This window comes from Cupriavidus sp. 10L45, assembly GCF_056395225.1.
The window spans coordinates 65,598-85,547 of record NZ_JBFTJC010000006.1 but is presented as its reverse complement, the minus strand read 5'-3'; the positions used below and the strand labels follow the sequence as shown (position 1 = coordinate 85,547).

17 protein-coding genes are annotated in these 19,950 nt (G+C 68.7%); 7 read left to right on the top strand and 10 right to left on the bottom strand.

The features are described 5' to 3' along the window. Nucleotide 1 precedes the first annotated feature (1 nt). From AC1DFU_RS12590 to AC1DFU_RS12570, 5 genes are all read right to left on the bottom strand, one after another. Entirely contained in the window at nucleotides 2-1,237 is a 1,236-nt protein-coding gene (locus AC1DFU_RS12590) for an SfnB family sulfur acquisition oxidoreductase (RefSeq protein ID WP_441593021.1), read from the bottom strand. Nucleotides 1,238-1,365: 128 nt separating this feature from the next. Beyond that, nucleotides 1,366-2,328 (bottom strand): type 2 periplasmic-binding domain-containing protein, encoded by a 963-nt coding sequence (locus tag AC1DFU_RS12585; RefSeq protein ID WP_441593019.1) that lies wholly within the window; start codon nucleotides 2,326-2,328, stop codon nucleotides 1,366-1,368. Then, nucleotides 2,321-3,094 carry an ABC transporter permease gene (locus AC1DFU_RS12580; protein ID WP_092300528.1) on the bottom strand — a complete coding sequence of 258 codons (774 nt, stop codon included), beginning with the start codon at nucleotides 3,092-3,094 and terminating at the stop codon, nucleotides 2,321-2,323. The genes AC1DFU_RS12585 and AC1DFU_RS12580 overlap by 8 nt, the downstream gene beginning before the upstream one ends. Then, a complete protein-coding gene (locus AC1DFU_RS12575) occupies nucleotides 3,091-3,978 on the bottom strand; it encodes an ABC transporter ATP-binding protein (protein WP_092300530.1) in 888 nt (295 codons plus the stop codon). Before AC1DFU_RS12575 ends, AC1DFU_RS12580 begins: the two co-directional genes overlap by 4 nt. Next, nucleotides 3,975-5,039 (bottom strand): ABC transporter substrate-binding protein, encoded by a 1,065-nt coding sequence (locus tag AC1DFU_RS12570; RefSeq protein WP_092300533.1) that lies wholly within the window; start codon nucleotides 5,037-5,039, stop codon nucleotides 3,975-3,977. The genes AC1DFU_RS12575 and AC1DFU_RS12570 overlap by 4 nt, the downstream gene beginning before the upstream one ends. Before the next feature lie 261 nt (nucleotides 5,040-5,300). Here AC1DFU_RS12570 and AC1DFU_RS12565 point away from each other — a divergent pair, with 261 nt between their 5' ends. Continuing rightward, on the top strand, nucleotides 5,301-6,092 hold the full coding sequence (locus AC1DFU_RS12565; protein ID WP_441593016.1) for an alpha/beta hydrolase: 792 nt from the start codon (nucleotides 5,301-5,303) through the stop codon (nucleotides 6,090-6,092). Between the two features lie 163 nt (nucleotides 6,093-6,255). Then, nucleotides 6,256-6,594 carry an anti-sigma factor gene (locus AC1DFU_RS12560; protein WP_441593014.1) on the top strand — a complete coding sequence of 113 codons (339 nt, stop codon included), beginning with the start codon at nucleotides 6,256-6,258 and terminating at the stop codon, nucleotides 6,592-6,594. Between the two features lie 11 nt (nucleotides 6,595-6,605). On the opposite strand, the gene AC1DFU_RS12555 is transcribed toward AC1DFU_RS12560, so the two are convergent. Together AC1DFU_RS12555 and AC1DFU_RS12550 are read right to left on the bottom strand one after the other, a co-directional pair. Next, complete coding sequence (locus AC1DFU_RS12555; RefSeq protein WP_441593012.1) at nucleotides 6,606-7,580, bottom strand: DUF3616 domain-containing protein; 975 nt, start codon at nucleotides 7,578-7,580, stop codon at nucleotides 6,606-6,608. Between the two features lie 28 nt (nucleotides 7,581-7,608). Then, entirely contained in the window at nucleotides 7,609-8,451 is an 843-nt protein-coding gene (locus AC1DFU_RS12550; RefSeq protein ID WP_092300551.1) for an IclR family transcriptional regulator, read from the bottom strand. Nucleotides 8,452-8,584: 133 nt separating this feature from the next. Here AC1DFU_RS12550 and AC1DFU_RS12545 point away from each other — a divergent pair, with 133 nt between their 5' ends. From AC1DFU_RS12545 to AC1DFU_RS12530, 4 genes are read left to right on the top strand one after another with little or no spacing between them, the layout of a single operon-like run. Then, nucleotides 8,585-9,592, top strand: coding sequence for a Bug family tripartite tricarboxylate transporter substrate binding protein (locus AC1DFU_RS12545; RefSeq protein ID WP_441593011.1), 1,008 nt, complete (start codon nucleotides 8,585-8,587; stop codon nucleotides 9,590-9,592). A gap of 50 nt (nucleotides 9,593-9,642) precedes the next feature. Beyond that, nucleotides 9,643-11,634, top strand: coding sequence for an FAD-dependent oxidoreductase (locus tag AC1DFU_RS12540; protein WP_441593009.1), 1,992 nt, complete (start codon nucleotides 9,643-9,645; stop codon nucleotides 11,632-11,634). Next, entirely contained in the window at nucleotides 11,631-12,836 is a 1,206-nt protein-coding gene (locus AC1DFU_RS12535) for a CaiB/BaiF CoA transferase family protein (protein WP_092300559.1), read from the top strand. Before AC1DFU_RS12540 ends, AC1DFU_RS12535 begins: the two co-directional genes overlap by 4 nt. Beyond that, nucleotides 12,836-13,720: a patatin-like phospholipase family protein gene (locus tag AC1DFU_RS12530; RefSeq protein WP_441593007.1), complete on the top strand. Its 885-nt coding sequence runs from the start codon at nucleotides 12,836-12,838 to the stop codon at nucleotides 13,718-13,720. The genes AC1DFU_RS12535 and AC1DFU_RS12530 overlap by 1 nt, the downstream gene beginning before the upstream one ends. A gap of 19 nt (nucleotides 13,721-13,739) precedes the next feature. Here the strand turns inward: AC1DFU_RS12530 and argH are convergent, their stop codons facing one another. Then, nucleotides 13,740-15,257, bottom strand: coding sequence for an argininosuccinate lyase (gene argH / locus AC1DFU_RS12525; RefSeq protein ID WP_441593005.1), 1,518 nt, complete (start codon nucleotides 15,255-15,257; stop codon nucleotides 13,740-13,742). Nucleotides 15,258-15,366: 109 nt separating this feature from the next. Between argH and AC1DFU_RS12520 the strand changes: the two genes are divergently transcribed. Beyond that, nucleotides 15,367-16,236: a LysR family transcriptional regulator gene (locus tag AC1DFU_RS12520; RefSeq protein WP_441593004.1), complete on the top strand. Its 870-nt coding sequence runs from the start codon at nucleotides 15,367-15,369 to the stop codon at nucleotides 16,234-16,236. Here AC1DFU_RS12520 and AC1DFU_RS12515 read toward each other — a convergent pair. Then, nucleotides 16,233-18,044, bottom strand: a complete 1,812-nt coding sequence (locus AC1DFU_RS12515) for a tyrosine-type recombinase/integrase (RefSeq protein ID WP_441593002.1) — start codon at nucleotides 18,042-18,044, stop codon at nucleotides 16,233-16,235. The genes AC1DFU_RS12520 and AC1DFU_RS12515 overlap by 4 nt on opposite strands. 197 nt (nucleotides 18,045-18,241) lie before the next feature. Continuing rightward, nucleotides 18,242-19,915 (bottom strand): S-layer protein, encoded by a 1,674-nt coding sequence (locus AC1DFU_RS12510; RefSeq protein WP_441593001.1) that lies wholly within the window; start codon nucleotides 19,913-19,915, stop codon nucleotides 18,242-18,244. Between the last annotated feature and the right edge of the window lie 35 nt (nucleotides 19,916-19,950).

The following is a 19,950-nucleotide window of genomic DNA, read 5'->3' as shown; positions in this document are numbered from 1 at the left end:
ATCAATTCCAGGAGTGCCGTGCCGGCTGAACGCCGTTGAGGTGATAGTTGCCGATCAGGTGGAGCTTCCAGCGCACCGGATCGTGCAGCGTATGGGTGCGCGCGTTGCGCCAGTGGCGGTCGAGGTTGTGCTTGGCGCGCGTGGCGGAGGAGCCCGCCAGCTCGAACAGCTTCTCGCTGGCCGCGAGCGCGATCTCGGTGGTCAGCACCTTGGCTTCCGCCACGGCCACCGACGCCTCCGCGCTCAGCGCATCCGTCACCGGGCCTGCGGCGATGGCATCGAGCGCGCGCCCAGCCTCGCCCAGCACTTCGCGCGCGGCGTGGAGATCCACGGCAAGCCGGCCGACATCGCCGATCAGATAGGGATCGTCGGTGGCGTGCTCCACTTTGGCGTCGATCCACGGCCGCGCGTAGGCGCGCACGAAGGCGATGGCATCGTCAAAGGCAGCCTGTGCGATACCCAGGTCGATGGCGGCCTGGATCAGCTGCGAAGTCGGCCCGTAGATCCCGGGGCGCTCCGCAAGCTGCCAGACCGGCAACACGTCTTCCTCTGAGACGGCCACGTTGTCGAAGAGCACCGTGCCGCTGGCGGTGGTGCGCTGGCCGAACGACGACCAGTCGTCGTTCACGGTCAGGCCCGCCGCATCGCGCGGCACCCATGCCTGCACGGCGCGGCCTTCGTCGTCCAGCGCGCGTACGGGCACCCGATGCGCGAACAGCGCGCCGGTCGAATAGAAGCGCTGGCCAGTCAGCCGCAAGCCCTGTTCTGTGCGGCGCAGCCGCGTGCCGGTTTGCAGGACGGTCTGGCTCGTGGCGGAGCGGCGTTCCGGCCCCGCATTGCCAAGCCGCTGCCCGGCGAGCACCTCGGCGTAGTAGCGCTGCTTCTGCGCCGGCGTGCCGATCTCGCGCAGCACGCCGAGCAGGCCGAAGTGATTCTGCGGGATCTGACCCAGCGAGCCATCGGCGGCGCTGAGGATCGCAAAGACCTCTGCGAGCGTGGCGTACGACACGCCGGCACCGCCGAACGCGCGCGGAATCGTGATCGCCCCAAGCCCGCTGCCGGACCAGCGGTTCAGCTCGCCCCAGGGCAGGATGCGCTCGCGGTCGCGTCGCGCGGCGCCTTCGGCAAAATCGGCCGCCAGGGCATGCGCCACGGCGATGGCTTCGGCGTCGTCCGCAATGCGCCGCACAGGCGCACCGGAGCGCTGTAGGACGTGCAATTCCGAGAGGTTGGTCATGGTGCAGCGAGTGGGGGAACAAGCGGCCATTGGAGCATGGCCCCCCTACACGTCACGACGAATTTTTTCGAGGATGCTTAGGCGCTGCGGCCCGCATATCGATAGCCGCAGGCAGACATCGGCTGGCGTCAGGAATGGCAGACGAGGCCGTCGCCAAGCTGGCTGGTTTCGTAGGCAATATCGCCGGCGCGCTGCGTACGGGCAGTGGCGAGCGCCCCGCCGATCTTCCAATGCCGCACGGCGCGATCGAGCCACGCTGCGGAGCGGGAGTCGTCCTGCCGGATCACGATCTGCGGACTGGCGTTGTCGGGAAGCAGGCCCGCGTCGAGCCGCCGATAGAAGCGCCACTCGGGCAATCCCATCAGCCGCGCCACCACAGGGGCGTCTTCCGCCAGCGCCTGGCATTCGCCGGCCATAAACGCGGCCACGGCGCGGATCGACGAAGAATACGAACGTACCTGCGCGCCCAGCGTCTCCGTGACGGGATGCGCATAAGGGCTACCCTGTGCGACACAGACCGCGCGCCCGGCGAGATCACTCGGCGCACGATAGTCGCTGCCGCGCAGCGTGACGAGCGCGCCGGCGCCGCCGGTGTAGGCGGTCGGCACGGCATACGGACCGCTATCGATGGCGCCGGCCACCACAAGATCGACACCGGGCACGCTCACGCCGCGCGCATCGGCAGGCAGGCCGACTACCCGCAGACGCACCTGCAATCGTTCAGCAAGATAGCGCGCGAGCGAGACATCGAACGCATCGGGTTCAGGCGGCGTCGGCCGGCTAGGCGGCGCGGGACGGGCGTATTGCCGCACGCCCACCACCAGCTCGCCACGCGCCCGCACGGCTTCGAGCAACGGGCCGCGCGGCAGCGTCGTCCAGTCGGGCTCCCGCTCCAGGTACCGCGCCCCCGCCTGCAAGGCAACCGGCAATCGTTCGACAAGATGCGGCGACTGTTCTAGCCAGCGTGGCGCGGCAGCCAGGCCGAGCAGGCCGGCCGCCACCGCCAGCGCGATGGCATGCCACGCGCCGGGGATCAAACGCGGCGCTTTGGCCGCCGGCGCGCACCCGCATTCGGACGCGATCTCAGCCATTGAGCGTGAGCCCCTTGCGCCAGCGCGTCATGCGGCGCTCCACCCGTGCCAGCCCATAGTTGAGCACCAGCCCCAGCACCGCCAGCAGCAGGATGCCCGCGTACATGGTCGGAATCTGGAAGACCTCCTGCGCGTTGAGCGTCATGAAGCCGAGCCCGGAATGCGCGCCGATCATCTCCGCCGCCACCAGCGCGGTGATGCAATACGTGCCCGCCAGCCGCACACCCGTGAAGATCGATGGCGACGCCGCCGGCAGCACGACCTTGCGGAACACGAACAGCCGCGACGCGCCCATCGAGCGGGCCGAGTCGATCAACAGCCGGTCCACCTGCTTGACGCCGCCAATCGTGCTCAGCAGCACCGGCCAGAACGACGCCCAGAAGATGATCGCCACCTTCGAGGTCTCGCCGATACCAAGGAACAGGATGAACACCGGGAACAGCGCGAAGGCCGAGGTCTGCCGGAACAGTTGCAGAATCGGATCGACAATCGCCTCGAAGCGGCTGAACCAGCCCATCAGCAGGCCCAGCGTCACGCCGAGCCCGATGGCGGCGGCCAGGCCCCACAGCGAGCGCTGGAGGCTGGCGAGCAGGTGTTTCCACAGCGCGCCGCTGCCAATCAGCTGCCAGATGGCGCCCAGGATCTGCGATGGCGGACTCAGGTAGGCGGCGCTGACGATGCCCAGCCGTGGCACCAGCTCCCACAGCAGCAGGAAGCCGATGATGCCCAGCACGCCGAGCGCGCGGTCGGTGGCTTTTCCGCTCATGATGCGGCCCTCGCCAGCACAGGTTCGGCGGCCGCACGCTCGCCGGGATTGGCCGTGGCGCCGAGCGGGCGCGGCACGGCGGCCGGGTTCGCGAACTGGACCTCGTCCTTGAGCACGTCCCACGCCTGCTGGCGCAGTCGCACGAACGCTTCGGAATTTCGCACCTCGGGCGCGCGTGGGCGCGGCAGCGGCACGTCGAGAATCGCCTTCACCGTACCCGGGCGCCGCGTCATGATGGCGATGCGGTCCGACAGGAAGATCGCCTCGTCGATACTGTGGGTGATGAACACGATGGTCTTGCGCGTCTGCTCCCAGATCCGCAGCAGTTCGCCTTGCAGGATCTCGCGCGTCTGTGCGTCCAGCGCGGCGAATGGTTCGTCCATCAGCAGCACTTCGGGCTTGTAGGCCAGCGCGCGCGCAATCGCCACGCGCTGCTTCATGCCGCCCGAGATTTCATGCGGAAAGCGCGGGCCGAAGCCGGTCAGCCCTACCAGTTCGAGGTACTCCCCCGCAATGCGCCGCCGCTCCGCACGCGGCACGCCGCGAATCTCGAGCCCGACCTCGATGTTCTCGAGCACGGTACGCCACGGGAACAAGGCGTAGCCCTGGAACACCACGCCCTGCGCCGGGTTGATGCCCTGCAGCGGCTTGCCGTCGATGGCGATGTTGCCACCGGTGCGGTCAGTCAGGCCAGCGAGGATGCTCAGGAAGGTCGACTTGCCGCAGCCGGACGGCCCCAGGATCGACAGCAGTTCGCCGTCGCGGATATCAAGGTCGAAGTCGCGCAGCACGGCCACGTTCTCCGGGCGCCCCGCCTCGTTGCGCACGGCATAGTCCATGCGCACGCCGCGCGCGGTGATCTTGTGGGAGTCGGTCGTGCTCATGCCTTCGCCGGTCCCTGCGTGGCGTACGGATTGAACTCGTTCGTGTAGAGATCGCGCGCGGCGACTTTGCCCTTGGGGAGCTTGCCCTCGGTTTCGAGGACGTCGATGTAATACTGGATCGGCGGCTCGGTGACGACGAGGTTATCGACGTAGGCGTAGCGGTCCACGTAGTCGAGCTGCAGGTTGATGCGCTTGGACACCAGCTTGCGCGCGTCCTCCGGGTTCGCGTTGACCCAGTTGGCCGCCTTGGCGAGCGCGGTCACGACGTCGCGCACGGATTCCGGATGCTCGCGAATGAACTTGCCGTGCGCGCTGTAGGGCTGCATGCCGCCCAGCCCGGCGTCGAGGTCGAAGTCGCTCCACAGCCGCACCAGCTTGTCGGCGTGGTCGGCGCGGCCCGAGAACGGTGCGTGGATGATCGCCAGGTCGGTGTTGCCGGTGACCAGCGTCTGCTCGGCCTGATCGTCCGGAATCACGACGAAGTTGATCTTGTTGACGTCCACGCCCTTCTCGCGCAGGTACGTCTTGGTGACGAACTCCGCGCACGCGCCGAAGCTGTTGATGCCGACGGTCTTGCCTTCGAGGTCTTTCGGGGCGCGGATGCCGGACGCCTTGCGCACGAAGTACTTCATGTGCGGCGCGTCCTGCAGCGTCTTGTTGCCGGCCGCCACTACCTTGATGTCGGAGCCGCTGGCCACCGCCGAGATCACCAGCGGCACCATGCGTGAGCCGAAATCGATCTCGCCCGTGCCCACCAGCGGGATGATCTGGGGCGCCGCCACCTTGCCGATGTACTCGGGCCGCGTGTTCGTGCCTTCGAAATAACCGAGCTGGTCGGCCAGGTAGACCAGATCGAAGGTCGGGTTGTCCGGGTAACGGAAGCGCACCTTGTCGCCAACCTTGCCGACCACCGCCGGCGCAGCGGCCGCCGCTTTCGGCGTGGCGGTCTCGTCGCCACGAGAGCACGCGGCCAGCAGCGAGCCTGCGCCGCTGGCAACGGCGAGGGATACGAGTTGTTTGAGCGCGGTACGGCGGGTGTTGGCCACGGAGTGCGACGGCATCGGAAGTCCCTGTTCAGATTGGAATGCGGAGCGGCATTCAGTATCGGAAAGGGGCGCGGCGCGCACAACGAAGTCTTTCAACTATCGATATTGCCCGGGCGCGGCGGGTCGCCGGCGGATTTCGCACGATGTTTGCACGATCCCACGGGGCTGCGGGCAGGAAGTCACCGGAGACGGAATAGCCGGCGCGGGCGGTTCGTCTGACTGCAGACAGCCCATGACGCTGCAATTCATCCCTCTACCTGATCGAAAGGACCGACCATGAAACTCCACCGCACCCTCCCGGCCACCCTGGCCGCGCTCGCCGCCCTCACCCTCGCCTCCGGCGCCATGGCGCAGACCCCGTCGCCAGCGAACACCGTCCCCGTCAAGAACATCGTGCTGGTGCACGGCCTGTATGCCGATGGATCGAGCTGGGAGAAGGTCATTCCGCTGTTGCAGGCGAAGGGCTACCACGTCACTTCGGTGCAGAACCCGACGACGTCGCTGGACGCGGACGTCGATGCGGTCAAGCGCGCCCTGGCGGTCCAGGACGGCCCCACGCTGCTCGTGGCGCACTCCTACGGCGGCATGGTCATCAGCCAGGCCGGCGATGACCCGAAAGTGGCCGGGCTGGTCTATATCGCCGCCCGCGCGCCGGACGCCGGCGAGGACTACCCCGCGCTGACAAAGACGTTCCCCGCCGCGCCGGCCTCGGGCGGATTGCAATGGGGTGCGGATGGATACGGCCGGCTTTCCGAACAGGCATTCCTGCACGACTTCGCCGGGGATCTGCCGGAAACGCAGGCGCGTGGCTACTACGCCGTCCAGCAGCCGATGGGCAAGGCCATCACCATGGCGAAGACCACCGTGGCGGCCTGGCGCGACAAGCCGACGTGGTACGCGGTGTCGACCCAGGACCGCACGATCAACCCGGACCTCGAACGCTTCATGGCCAAGCGCATGGGCGCGCAGACCGTGGAGATTCCGGCGAGCCACGTCTCGTTGCTGTCCCGCCCGCAGGAGGTGGCCAACCTGATCCTCCAGGCCGCCGCAGGCAAGTCGGCCGGATAAATACTTCCGCCTGACTGCATCCATTCGCTCCGCTGGTGTGTAGCGTCTGTGCGGCCTCCGGGTTCGCACCGATCCACGACACACCAAGGAGCCCCACCATGATCCGCCACGCCTGCCACCGGCACGCCCGGATGGTGGCATTCGCTGGCGCTCTGGCGCGGTATTGCCTTCGGGGCGACGGCCTGCTCGCTGCTGCTGGCCGCCATGCTGGGCCTGCGCGCGTTCGCGCCGCCCGCGCCGCCTGAAACTGATTCCGCTCGGCGCGCAGGCCGCGCCGACCAATCGCGCGCTGCAATTCTGGACCAAGGCCGACGACTGGAGCGGGCCGGTCTCGCTGGGTCTGGTACAGGCTGACCAGTCGCTCGATGTCGCGCTGGACCGCCTGCCGGCCCTCCAGGACAACCAGTTGTTCGAGATCACGCTCGAGCCCGCCGCCGGATCGCCCATCGGCCGCCCGACCGGCCCGGTGCTCTATATCGGCCGCGCGGTGCTGGTGCGTTAACCCGCCCCGGCTTACGGCGCCACCGTCACGCTGCGGAACCCCTGCCGGGCCGCCGGCAGGCGCTTGCATGCCACGCCATCGCGCAGCACCCCGCCGTCGTCGCTGAGAATGCGCAGGCGCTGCGTGCCCGGCATCGTGAAGATGGCTTCCGGCTTCAGCGTGGCGATGGCGGCCTGGCCGAACGCCACGGGCCGGTCATTGGCGGCGCCGGACCATTTATATAGGGCGAAGGTGCCATCGTCAGCCACCGGCCCTGCGGCGATCACATACCCCTGCCCCACGCGCTCGATGCTGCGGATGCCCCGTCCGCCCAGATCGAGCAGTAGCGGGCTGCCAAACTTCGCCGGCTTGCCGTCGATGAGCCCATCAGGGTTCTCCAGCGGCACGAGGATGGCCTTGCCATCGACCAGCGGATTGCGGAAGCCGATCAGCAAGCCGCCATCCGCTGCCGCGAGTCCTTCGATATTGAGCCCACCCGGGCTTTCCGGTGCCCGTTCGGCGGCCGTCTTGAGCGGCAGCGAGGCCAGCGCCGGAGACGCCACGAGATCTTTCAGCAGATCCTTGTAGGGCCGGCCCACCGGCTTCAGCGACAGCCGGCCCGGATCGAGTTCCACCGCGAAGAACCGGTGCCGGCGCCCCTGCTCCTTGCCCTTGGCATTGCGGCCGTGCGACGAGATGACGTAGGCGCGCTGGCCGACAACGGCGGCTCCTTCGAGGTCCGACTCGCCATCGTCATCGGTGCCGAGGAAGCCGCCAAGCGTGAAGGTCTTGACCGCGCGCGGCTGACCGGCCTGGTACACCGTCAGCACGTTGTGCTCGTCGCCCACCACGACGAAGTGGTCGGGGCCGAGGGCGAAGCCGGCCGAGGCGTCGCAGAGTCCGGTGTAGGTCTCCACGCCATCCGCCGGCCCAGTCGCCCCAGCCGGGCCTGCGCCAAGCATCAGACATATCGCCAGACAGGCCATGCCACGCAGGGGGATTCGCATCGTCCGTTCTCCGTTGGGGTCGAAGGTGCTACGCCAGATCGGCACCCGGGGCGCCATCCAGCCCGGTCCCAGCATACGCGCACCGGAAGCCCGCCGAGCGCAGTTCTTCGGCGATCAGGTCGGCAATCCACTGCTTGCGGGACTCCTGCATGCGGCTGCGGATGGCGGCCACGCTCACCGCCGCGAAGTTGCCCGGCGTGATTTCGAAGCGCATGCCGACGCCGCTCACGCCCTCGTTGACGAGGCTGTCCGTCTTGGCCAGCCCGGCCGAGCGCGCGCGCGTCACCAGCGTGCGCAGCTTGGCCAGCGACAGCCCGTGCGGCGTGAATTCGGACGTATGGCGCGCGTAGAGCGCGGCAATCTCGCCATCGTCGAGCATCGACAGCAGCGTCACGCCCGCCGAGCCGATGCCGAGCACGCGCATGCCGCCCACCTGCAGCACCAGCGCCTTGACCGGAAACGCGCCCTCCTCGCAATGGAGGCAGTGGCCGTAGTCGCCATTGCGCACCACGAGGAAAACCGTGTCCTCGGTGCGCCGCGCCAGCCGCTGCATCACCGGGCGGCAGCGGTCCAGGATCGGCGCGCCTTTCATCGCCGCCAGCCCGAGCTGCATGGCGTCCAGCCCGAGCCGGTACAGCCGTTGTTCGCGCTCGACCATGCCGGATTCGACCAGACTCGTCGCCAGCCGGTAGGCGGTGGCGCGGTCCAGCCCGGCCGCCTGCGCCAGCACGCCCAGCGCCACGCCGGTCGGGTGATGGGCCGCAATCAGCTTGAGCAGCACCATCGCCCGTGTGACGGTCTGTGCACCCTTGGGAGCGCTGCCGGTGTCCTCGCCGGCTTCCGTCTCTGCTTCTGTCTCTGCTTTTGTCATGTTTTCGGCCTCTCCCCGGTCGAGATGTTCACATAGTGAATATTGGTAAAGATTCCGTTTGAATACTGAACACGTCCGGGATGAAATGCAACCATACCAAGCACGAACACGTGCACACACCCGGAGACAACCCATGACGTTCCGCCGCCTCGCCAGTGCGATCCCCCGCGTGCTTTCCTTGCCGCGACTGGCCATCCTGCTTGGGCTGGCCGCCTCGCTGCAGCTACCCGCGCCCGCTCGTGCCGACACCTGGCCGACCCGGCCGGTGCGACTGGTGGTGGGCTATACCGCCGGCGGCGCGTCCGACACGGTGGGGCGAATCATCGCCAACGAGCTGGGCGCGATGATCGGCCAGCCGGTGGTGGTGGAAAACCGCCCGGGCGTGGGCGGCATGCTCGGCATGGGCACCGTCGCCAAGAGCGCGCCGGACGGCTACACGCTGGGCGTGGCGGTCAGCGGCACCATGGTGATCGGGCCGCATCTGGTCAAGGCCACGCCGTATGACCCGCTGACCGCGTTCGAGCCGGTCAGCATGATCGCCACGGCGCCGATGGTGATGGTGGGCGCGCCGTCCGCGCCGTTCAACAGCGTGCCGTCGCTGATCCAGACCGCCCGCGCGCAGCCGGACCCGATGATGTTCGCCTCCGGCGCCCAGGCGTTCGAGCTGGCGATGCGGCTGTTCGCCGCCAAGGCCGATCTGCGCATGGGCTCGGTGTCCTATCCCGGCGGCGGCCAGGCGTCCATCGACGTCATGGCGGGCCGCGTGCCGGTGATGGTGGACACCATCGGCGCCCAGCAGGCCAATATCAAGGCCGGCAAGCTGCGCGCGCTGGCCGTACTGGACAACAAGCGCTCCGCCATCCTGCCGGACGTGCCGACGGTCGCCGAAGCTGGCGTGGCCGGCTACCAGGCGGTGGGCTGGCTGGGCCTTGTGGCGCCGAAGGACACCCCCGAGGCCATCGTCACCCGCCTGAACGGCCACCTGCGCACGATCATGGCCAAGCCCGAGGTGCGCGACAAGCTGCTGACGCTCGGCTTCGAGCCCAACACGGACACGCCGCAGGCGTTCGCCCGGGACATCCGCGCCGAATACGCCAAGTGGGGCGCCGTCGTGAAGTCCGCCGGCCTGACTGCCCAGTAAGCGGCCAGTAAGCGCCCAATAACGCCCCATCCATCCGACTCCCTCGCACCATGACGACCGACATCCAGGCCGCCGCCAAATGGCAGGCCACGCTCGACCACGCCCTGCAAGACGCCAACTACCCCACCCTGCTGATGGTGCTGCTGCACCTGACCGGGGACCGCCGCTGGCTAGATCCGCGCTACCAGTGCTCGCGCATCCGCGGCCTGGAAGACAACGATCCCGGTGGGCTACCCGATGAGGTCCGCGCGGAAGTGCTGGCCGCCGCCCGCGACGCCATCCTGGCGTGGAAGTCCGGCGTGGCCCCCGCACTGCCCGCGCCAGACCCGGACACGCTGGTCGCCATGATGCGGCTGAGCGTGGGCGAGGACATCCCGGCCTCCTACGGGCCGATGATCGCCGCCTGGCTGGGGCTGGACGCGGACATGCGCATTGACCAGCGCGGCCGTATCGACGTGCCCGAAGGCTTCCGCGTGATCGTGATCGGGGCCGGCGTGGCGGGGCTGTGCGCCGCCATCCGCCTGCAGGGTGCCGGCATCCCCTTCGTGCTGATCGAGAAGAACGACGAGGTGGGCGGCACGTGGTACGAGAACCGCTACCCGGGCGCCGGCGTGGATACGCCGAACCATATCTACTCGTACTCGTTCGCCAAGGGCGACTGGTCGCGCTACTTCGCGCTGCGCGGCGAGATCCAGCAATACTTCGAGGACGTGGCGGACCGCTTCGGCGTGCGCCGTCATATCCGGCTGCGCACCACGGTGCAATCGGCCCACTACGATGAGTCCTCGCTGCGCTGGACCGTCCACACGCTCGACGCCGAAGGCCAGGCCGAAACGCTGCACGCCGACATGGTCATCAGCGCCGTGGGGCTGCTCAATGTGCCGAAGATGCCCGATATCGAAGGGCTCGACCAGTTCGACGGTCCCTGCTTCCACACTGCCCGCTGGCCCGAGGGCCTGGACGTGACCGGCAAGCGCGTGGCCGTGATCGGCAATGGCGCCAGCGCGATGCAGGTGGTGCCGGCCATTGCCGACCACGTGGCCGCGCTGACCGTGTTCCAGCGCTCGCGCCAGTGGGCCGCCCCCTTCGAGAAGTTCCAGAAGCCGGTGCCGGAGTCCGCGCGCTTCCTGCTGCGCGAGGTGCCGTTCTATCAGGAGTGGTATCGCCAGCGGCTGGCCTACATCTTCAACGACCGCATCCACGGCTCGCTCCAGATCGACCCGGCATGGCCGCACCCGGAGCGCGCCATCAACCAGACCAACGACCGCCACCGTGCGTACTTCACGGACTACATCAAGGCCGAGCTGGGCGAGCGCCAGGACCTGCTGCCGGACGTGCTGCCCGAGTACCCCCCGTTCGGCAAGCGCATGCTGATGGACAACGGCTGGTATCGCACGATGGCCCGCCCGCACGTCTCGCTGGTCACGGGCGGCATCGCCCGGGTGGAAGGCAACGCGGTGGTCACGGACAAGGGCGAGCGGCATGAGGCCGATGTGCTGATCGTTGCCACCGGCTTCGACGCCATCAACATGCTGGCCTCGTTCCAGCTATTCGGCCGGGGCGGGCGCTCCGTGCGCGAGGCGTGGGACCGCCACGGCGCCGAAGCCTACCTTGGCGTGGCCGTGCCGGACTTCCCCAACTTCTTCATGCTGGCCGGGCCGAACACGGCGCTCGGCCACGGCGGCAGCGTGGTCTCGCTGCTGGAGACGCAGGTCAGCTACATCCTCAACATCGTGCGGCAGGCCATGGCGCACAGCGCGGGGCGCTTCGAGATCGAGATCCGGCGCGACCGCCACGACGCCTTCAACCAGCGCGTGCAGGCCGCCCATAACGCCATGATCTGGACCCACAAGGGCATGAGCAACTGGTACCGCAACGCGCAGGGCCGCGTGGTGGCCACCACGCCGTTCCGCAACGACGACTACTGGCACATGACGCGCAAGGCCGATTTCTCTGACTACCGGCTGAAGACTGCGCCGGCCGAGGCGGCCGAGTCGCCCGCTGCCGACGCAGAACCCTCCACGCTGGAGGACCGGTCATGAAAACGCCCGGCCCGCACATGCTGAGCGGCCTGCGCATCCTCGACCTCGGCACGATGGTCGCGGGGCCGGTAGCCTGCACGCTGTTCGGCGACTTTGGCGCCGAAGTCATCAAGGTGGAGGTGCCCGAGCGCGGCGACACCGTGCGCGACCTCGGCCCCTTTGTGGACGACGAATGCCTGTACTGGCAGGTGGAGGCGCGCAACAAGAAGTCGATCACGCTGAACCTGCGCGAGCCGGCCGGGCAGGCGCTGCTGTACCGCCTGGTGCGCGAGGTGGACGCCGTGGTGGAAAACTTCCGCCCCGGCACGCTCGAGAAATGGAACTGCGGCTTCGAGACGCTGCGCCAGCACAACCCGGGCCTGATCATGCTGCGCGTGTCCGGCTTCGGGCAGACCGGCCCGTACCGGGAGCGCGCCGGCTATGACCGCATCGGGCTGGCCTTCGGCGGCCTGATGGGCATCACCGGCTACCCGGACCGCCCGCCGGTGCGCAGCGGCACCTCCACCGCCGACTACCAGACCGCCATCCTCGGTGCCTTCGCGCTAATGATGGCGCTTTACCACCGTGACGTGCACGGCGGCGAGGGGCAGGAAATCGACCTGTCGATGTACGAGTCCATCATCCGATTCACCGAGGTGCTGGTGCCCGAGTACGACCGGCTGGGCGTGGTGCGCGAGCGGCGCGGCAACAAGCATTTCGCCGCCGCGCCGGGCGAGCACTTCCGCACGCGCGACGGGCGCTACCTGATCTTCACCTGCTCGGCGGACGCCGGCTTCCAGCGCCTCTGCGTGGCCATGGGCCGCCCGGATCTGGCCGAAGACCCGCGCTACGCCTCGCACAGCCAGCGCTGGGAGCATGTGGACGAGCTGAACCGGCTGGTCGCGGACTGGATCGCCGCGGAGCCGGAGGACGCGCTGTGCCGCAAGCTGGACGCCGCGCGGCTGGCCTACTCCTTCATCTACACCATCGAGGACATCATGCAGGACCCGCACTACGCGGCGCGGGAGAGCATCGCCACGGTGGAGCACCCGAAGATCGGCCCGGTGAAGATGGCGGGCGTGTTCCCGAAGTTCTCGGGCGTGCCGGCCAAGCCGATCGAGCCGGCGCCGGCACTGGGCCAGCACAACGCCGAGATCTACGGCGAGCTGCTCGGCATCGACGACGACGCGCAACGGCAACTGGCGCTGGAGGGCATCATCTGATGGCCGGCCAGCATCGATTCCGCACGGCTGCCGTGTTCGGCGGCGGCGGCGTGGCGGGCATCGCGTGGGAAGTCGGCGTGCTGGCCGGGCTGGCGCGGGCCGGCGTGGCCGTGCATCGCGCCGGGCTGTTCGTCGGCACGTCGGCTGGCTCGGTGGTCGGCGCCCAGCTGGCGTGCGGCCTGCACATCGAGGCGCTGCTGCATGCCCAACTGCATCCGCCCGCCGATTCCCCCGAGCAGTTCCGTCCCTACTCGCAGGCCGAAGCCGACGCGCAGAACCGCAAGCTGGTGGCCAAGGTCGAGGGCGACCTGACGGCGGCGCGCCAGCGCATCGGCGACTTCGCCCGCCGCAGCGAGACCCCCGCCCCGGCCGCGCGCCGCGCCATCATCGCCGCGCGGCTGCCCCAGGCCGACTGGCCCGGGCATCCGCTGCGCATGGCGGCCGTGGATGCCGCCACCGGCGCGCGCCGGGTGTTCGATGCGGCCAGCGGCGTGCCGCTGGTAGAGGCCGTGTCCGCCAGTTGCGCCGTGCCGGGCGTCTGGCCGCCGGTGCAGATCGGCGACGCCTTCTATATAGATGGGGGGATTGCGTCGATGACCAACGCCGAGGTGGCCATCGACGCGGAGCGGGTGCTGGTCCTGTCGCCGTTCGGCTATGCCGAAGGCAACCCGGTCAGCGGCCACCTGGGCGCCGAAGTGGCGGCGCTGCAGGCGGCGGGCTGCGCGGTGCATGTGGTGGCGCCCAGCCCGGCCGCGCTGGAAGCGATGGGCCCGAACGTCCTCGACCCCGCCCGCCGCCCGGCCAGCGCCGCCGCCGGGCTGCACCAGGGCGACACCCTCGCCTATGCGATCCGGGACTGGTGGGGGGCGGCGATCGCGGCTTGAAGCCGCCACCCGGAGCGCGTCAATCGATCGACGCCGCCGTGCTCGCAAGTTCGGCGATGGCCCGTTTCAGCGCGGCGCGATCCGTCAACACCCGCTCGCGCATGGCGTCCACATCACCTCGCGCGGCGATCAGGTCGGCCTGTTGGGCCAGAACCTGCGCCTGCACCAGCACGGGCGATGGCCCGCCGGCAGCGGTGCGGGCGGCCACGCCGCATTCGGGGTCGAGGCTGCGCGCCACGGCCTCGGGCGACAGGTGCACGGCGCGGCCCGTGTGGCGCAGCGCCGCCGCATCGACCATCGCCGAATCGATCTCATTGGCGGGCAGATGGCGGTCCAGCGCATCGCGCACCACCGCGCCCACCACGTGGTGGGCCTCGCGGAACGACATGCCGGCGCTGCGCACCAGCGTGTCGGCCAGATCGGTGGCCATCGAAAAGTCCCGGCGGGCGCGCGCCAGCATGTGACCGGCCTGTGGCGTGGCGTGGGTCAGCACCAGCCGCAGCAGGGCCACGCAGCGCTTGCACTCGTCCGCCGCCTCCCAGAAGCCGCGCATGCTTTCGCGGTTGCCGTCGCCGCTATGCGTGAAATGGCTGCCCTTCAGCGCCGCCAGCGAGGCCGTGAGCAGACCGATCATGTGACCGCCCTTCCCCTTCAGGTACTCGAGCACGACCGGGTTTTTCTTCTGCGGCATGATGCTCGACGTGCCGGCCACGCTGTCCGGGAAGTCGATCAGCCCGAATTCCGGCGTCGCCCAGACATAAAGATCCTGCGCCACGCGGCCCCAGGTGACCGTGCCGATGGTGATGGCAGCGAGGATTTCCCACGCAAAGTCGCGCGAGGCCACGCCATCCAGCGAATTGGTGGTGGGGCCGGAGAAACCGAGCCAGCGCGCCGTGGCCGTGCGGTCGATCGGGAACGCCGTGCCGGCCAGCGCACCGGCGCCGAGCGGGCAGGCATCGAGCCGGGCCAGCGCCTGCCGGAGCCGGGCGATGTCCCGCCCCAGCGACTCGGCCACGCCGGCCAGGTAATAGCCGTAGGTGACCGGCTGGGCCGATTGCAGGTGGGTGTAGCCGGGCATGACCGTGCCGGCATGCTCGGCAGCCTTGTCCAGCAGCACCGTGCGGGTGGCCAGCAGTTCGTCGAGGATGGCCAGCGCGGCGTCACGGGCGCGCAGGCGGTCGTGAGTGGCCAGGATGTCGTTGCGGCTGCGCGCCACGTGCAGGCGGCCGCCCACGTCGGCGCCGGCCAGTGCCATCAGCCGGGCCTCGTAGTTGAAATAGGCGTCCTCGCGGGCCGGGTCCAGCGGCACGGCGTCCGGGCCTTCCGCCTCGATGCGCACCAGCGCGTGCGCCAGTTGCGCGGCCACCTCGGCCGGCACCAGCCCGGCGCCGTGCAGCATCAGCAGGTGCGCCTGGTTGATATCGCTCAAATACGGGAATCCACTGCCGAATTCGCGCGCCAGGCGCGGCAGGTAGATGTGTTCGCAGACCTCGGGGGCGGTGGCCTGGGTCAGGCGGCGGCTGACTTTCGATTCCATACGTGTGTTGTTCTCCGGTACGTTGGAGCCAAGTATGGAAATCCGACGGTCATATCGTCAAATCAGTTATTTCGGCCTGCACATACGGATTTGATATACCATCGCCCGTATGAATTTCAAACAGATCGAAGCCTTCCGGGCTGTGATGGTGACCGGCTCGATGACGACCGCCGCCACCCAGCTGCACACCTCGCAGCCGAACATCAGCCGCGTGATCTCGCAACTGGAGCGGGAGACGGGATTCAAGCTATTTGCGAGGATTGCCGGCCGGCTGACGCCGACCGTGGAGGCCGAAGCCCTGTTCCGGGACGTGGAGCGTTCCTTCCTCGGGCTCGACAGCCTGCGCGCCTCGGCGCGGTCGATCCGGGAGGGGGGCGTCGGCACGCTACGCATCGGCACCGTGCCGTCGATCGCCATGAGCGTGATGCCGCAGGCCATCGCCCGGTTCCGGGAGCAGCACCCGGACGTGCCCATCGCCGTGCATACCAGTGACTCGCCGACCGTCGCCAAATGGACGGCGAACCAGTTCTGCGACTTCGGGCTGGTGTCCTACGTGGTGGAGACGGCGGGCATCGACAGCGCGCTGCTGCGCGACGAGCCCGGGGTGTGCATCGTGCCCGCCGACCACCGCCTGGCGCGCAAGCGGGTGGTCCACGCGGCGGACCTCGACGGCGAGCGCTTCATCTCCCTCACCCATGGCGATGGTACGCGCGCCATCGTCGATGCCGCCTTTGTGCCGGACCGGCGCGTGCTGACGCTGGAAACGCCCTACGCGGCCACCATCTGCACGATGGTGGAGATGGGCCTCGGCGTCAGCGTGGTGAACCCGGTGGTGGTGCGCAGCCTGAAGCTGCCGGGGGTGCGCGCCATTCGCTTTGAGCCGGCCATCCCGTTCGAAAGCTATGTCCTGCACAACCAGCAGCGCCCGGTGCCGGCGCTGGCGCAGGCGTTCCTGGACTGCCTGCCCGCAGCCGACTAGTACATGCCCGCCTGATCGAGTTCGCGCGCGCGGCGGGCGTCCTCGGCGTGGACGTAGATCGACGTCGTCGCCAGCGAGGCATGGCCCAACTGGTGCTGCACCACATCCAGCGCCACCCCGCGTGCAATCGCATGCGAGCCGAAGGTGTGGCGCAGCCAGTGCGCGCTGGCCTGTCCGAGCCGTGCCGCGCCGGCCGGGTCATCGGCGGCCATGGCCTGCGCCGCCTGCGCGAAGAAGCCCTTCCAGATGGCATCGAGCTGCGCCACGGACAGCCGGCCCACGGCGCCATCGTCCTTCACCCGGCCAATCAGCGGCGTGGACGGGTGCAGCCGCTCCAACTCGCGCCCCAGTCCGCGCGCTTCCAGATAGTCACGCAGCGCCTCGATCACCGGGCCCGGCACATGCACCTCGCGGGCGCGCGTGCCCTTGCCGACGAAGGAGAGCGTCCACACGCCGCGCTGGTCGGCAGCCAGATCCTGCTGGGCGAGGTCGCCCACGGTCACCTGCGCCTGCTCGGAAATCCGCAAGCCGGTGGCGTAGACAAAGCGCAGCATGAACTGGAGCCGCGCCGTGCGCGGGTCATCGCCCGGCAGCGCGGCCGTGAACTTGCGCAGGAACTGCCACTGGGCGTCGGTAAAGCTGCGCGCCACCTTGATACGGCCCTGCCCCGCCGCCTTGGGCTTGGGCAGCAGCTCGAACGGGTTGTAGCGCAGGTACTGCGCGTTGACGAGCCACGCGCACAGCGATTTGACGATGGTGAACGCCTGCCGCACGCTGCCCGCCGACAGCGGCCCCTCGAACGGCCGCCAGTCGTGGCGATAGCGCGGCGTGCCGCGCGGGCCGACCCACTGGGCCGCCGGCTGCGGATCGGCCAGGAAGATCAGGTAGGCGCTGCAATCCTCGACGGTCAGATCGGACAAGGCCTTGCCGCGCGCGAACACGGCCCAGAGCAGGAAGCGCTCGGCCTGCGTGCGATAGGCGCGCCAGGTGTGGCCGCCCACGGGCGGATGCACGCCCAGCCAGGCGTGGATGGCCATCAGGTCGTTCTGGGCGGAAATGCGGGAATCGACGCCATGCGGCGTGCGGTTATGGCCCTGCCGGCCGTCCAGCGCGGGCGGCAGCAGCAGCGATTCGAGCGGCGCCACCGCCGCTGACGGCGCGCGCAGGCTCGCCAATTCGGCCGCCGTGGCGGTGCGGCGGGGCACCAGTGCGGCGGCGGGAATCGCGCCGATATCCTCGGCCTGATCGGCCAGCCAGGCCTCGATGCGCCGGGCGGTATGGTCGCCGATGCGCCGCGCATGGCGGTGCCAGCGCGGCCCCTCATGGCCGATCACGGCTTGCAGCGCGCCGAGCGTGGCCCAGCCCGCCTCGACCAGCCGCTGGGCGATGGCCGGCGCGAACCAGCCAGTTACGGCGTCATCGCGCGTGGGGCGGGAAACCAGTTGGGGCTTGAGGGCGTCGAGCACGCGCAACAGCTTGCGGCGACGGTTCTGGCGCGCGGTGGCGCTCTCGTCGGCCGGCGTGCGGAACAGCGCCAGCCAGGCGCGCTCGGAGATGGTCGGCTGGCCGTCTTCGCGGGTTTCCAGCCGTTTGACGCCGCGCGCCAATTCGGACTCGATCCAGCCGATGGTGGTCCGGGCGACGCGCAGGTCCAGCCCCGTCTCCAGATAGCGGTCAGCCAGCCGGGCGAGGTCGATGCCTTCGAGATAACCGCGATAGAAAGCGAAGTGATGCGGGCCAAGCAGCCGCTCCGGAGCAACCGGCGGGCGCTGCCGGCGACGGACGGCAGTACGTTCAGGGTCAGACAAGGTGCAATGCGGACATCAAGGCGAAGGGCGCGATGATACCGCTGTTTGTTTTTCTCCCCCCTCCCGCTTCCGGGAGAGGGGAAAACCACCTCTTACACAAACGCAGGTGACTTGATAATTACCATTATCTCGACCCTTCGTTTAACGCCACAAACTCAGCTACCTACCATCACGAACCCACGGTCACGAACCCACGGTCACGAACCCACGGTCACGAAGACCGGGTTCGAGTAGAACCAGAGGTCGTTGTAGTTGCGGGCGTTGATGGCGTTGAAGCGCGCGGCGTCCTCGGTGACCGTGGTCTTGGCGTCCGGGAGCGGATTGCCGTCCTGGGTCTCACCCGCCACGTTCATGCCGAGGTTGGTGCCACGCAGGCGGAAGTACTGGTTCTTCGTCGCCGTGTAGGTGTAGGTCACGGCGTAGTACCCGTCCGAATCCAGCTTCCAGTCGGCCGACGTGAAGGTGGCGATCACCTTGGTCGAGTCGTTGGTTTCCTTGCTGTAGCCCGCCGTGCCGGCCGCGGCGCGCGGCGTCACGTCACCGGCGATCAGGTCGATGTGGTCCACCGTGGGACGCACGTTGACGTTGATGCCGCTGTTGATCGGGTACTCGAAGTGGTTGCGGTCCGGGCTCTTGAAGCGGATGGTCACCTTCACGGTTTCGCCCGCGCGGGCCTCCAGCTCGCCGCCCATCTCGCTCTTGCCGGCGGCGCCGGCCACGTTGAAGTCGAGCGCGTTGATCAGGTCGCCGAACACCGAGAACATGCGGCCCGAGCGCACGCCCTCCAGCACGCCCTTGATGCCCGTGTACTGGTTTTCGATCCAGACATAGGTCTTGGCGTACTCGCCCGGGAAGTAGCCGCTGCTGTTCGAGCCGATGGTCTTGAAGTGGTGGTCGGAGTCGGCCACGTTCCAGAAGCGCCGGCCGTCACCGAGCAGCGCGTCCCAGATGCCGCCGACCTGCGCCACCACGTAGTCCACGCCACCGTAGACGCGGTTCTTCAGGTTGGCGTTCACGTAGGCGGTGGTATAGCCGCCGCGGTCCGGCTCCATCTGGTTGCCGACCATGCCCTCCACGCCGAAGGCGATGTTCGGGGCGGTGTCGTTGAATTCGCGGTAGTCGGCGGCGGTGTACTTGCCCGTGTTGCGCGAGGGGTGGTTGATCAGCGCGTAGCTGGTGTCGGGATAGTTGTCGCGCAGCCAGGCCACGGCCTTCACGGCGTCCGCGTGGGTGGTAAAGGCGCGCGGCCCCTTGGCGTTCCAGTTGGCCACGTCCACCGGATCGAACTGGGTGTCGGGGCGGTTCGTGAAGAAGTATTCGAACTCGTTGGCCGCCTTGGTGGCCGTGCCCAGCGGCGCGCCGCCGAAAATGCCCACGTTCATGTGGTCATGGGTGGGCATGTCCCATTCGAAGGCCGAGAAGATCAGTTTGTTGACGTACGAGCCATTGACCTGCATCTGGCGCACGGCCGGCATCTCGTACTCGGCCATGGCCCGTGAGAACGGCAGCGGGCCGCCGACGATGTTGGTGCCGTTCTGGTCGCGCGTGGACGGGCGCAGGTGGTTCGAAATGGCGGTCCAGTCGAGGTTGTTCTTGACCAGCGCCTCGTCCAGCACGTTGGCGAGCAGGCTCTGGGCGTCGTCCGATTCCACGGTGTGGACGTGCAGGTCGCCGGTGGTCCATTTGCCGGTCACTTCGGCGGGCTTGGGGTTGTCCGGCGTGCTGGGATCGTTGGGGGTAGCCGGGGTGGACGGGCCGGAAGGCGTGGCCGGGTTCGATGCCGGGGCATCGTCGCTGCTGTTGCAGCCGTAGAACAAGGCGGAGACAAGCACAGCTGCCGCGATCCCGATCGCGGAGTGGGTATAACGCATTTCAGACTTCCCTGATTTCTAGTTTGAGCGCCGAT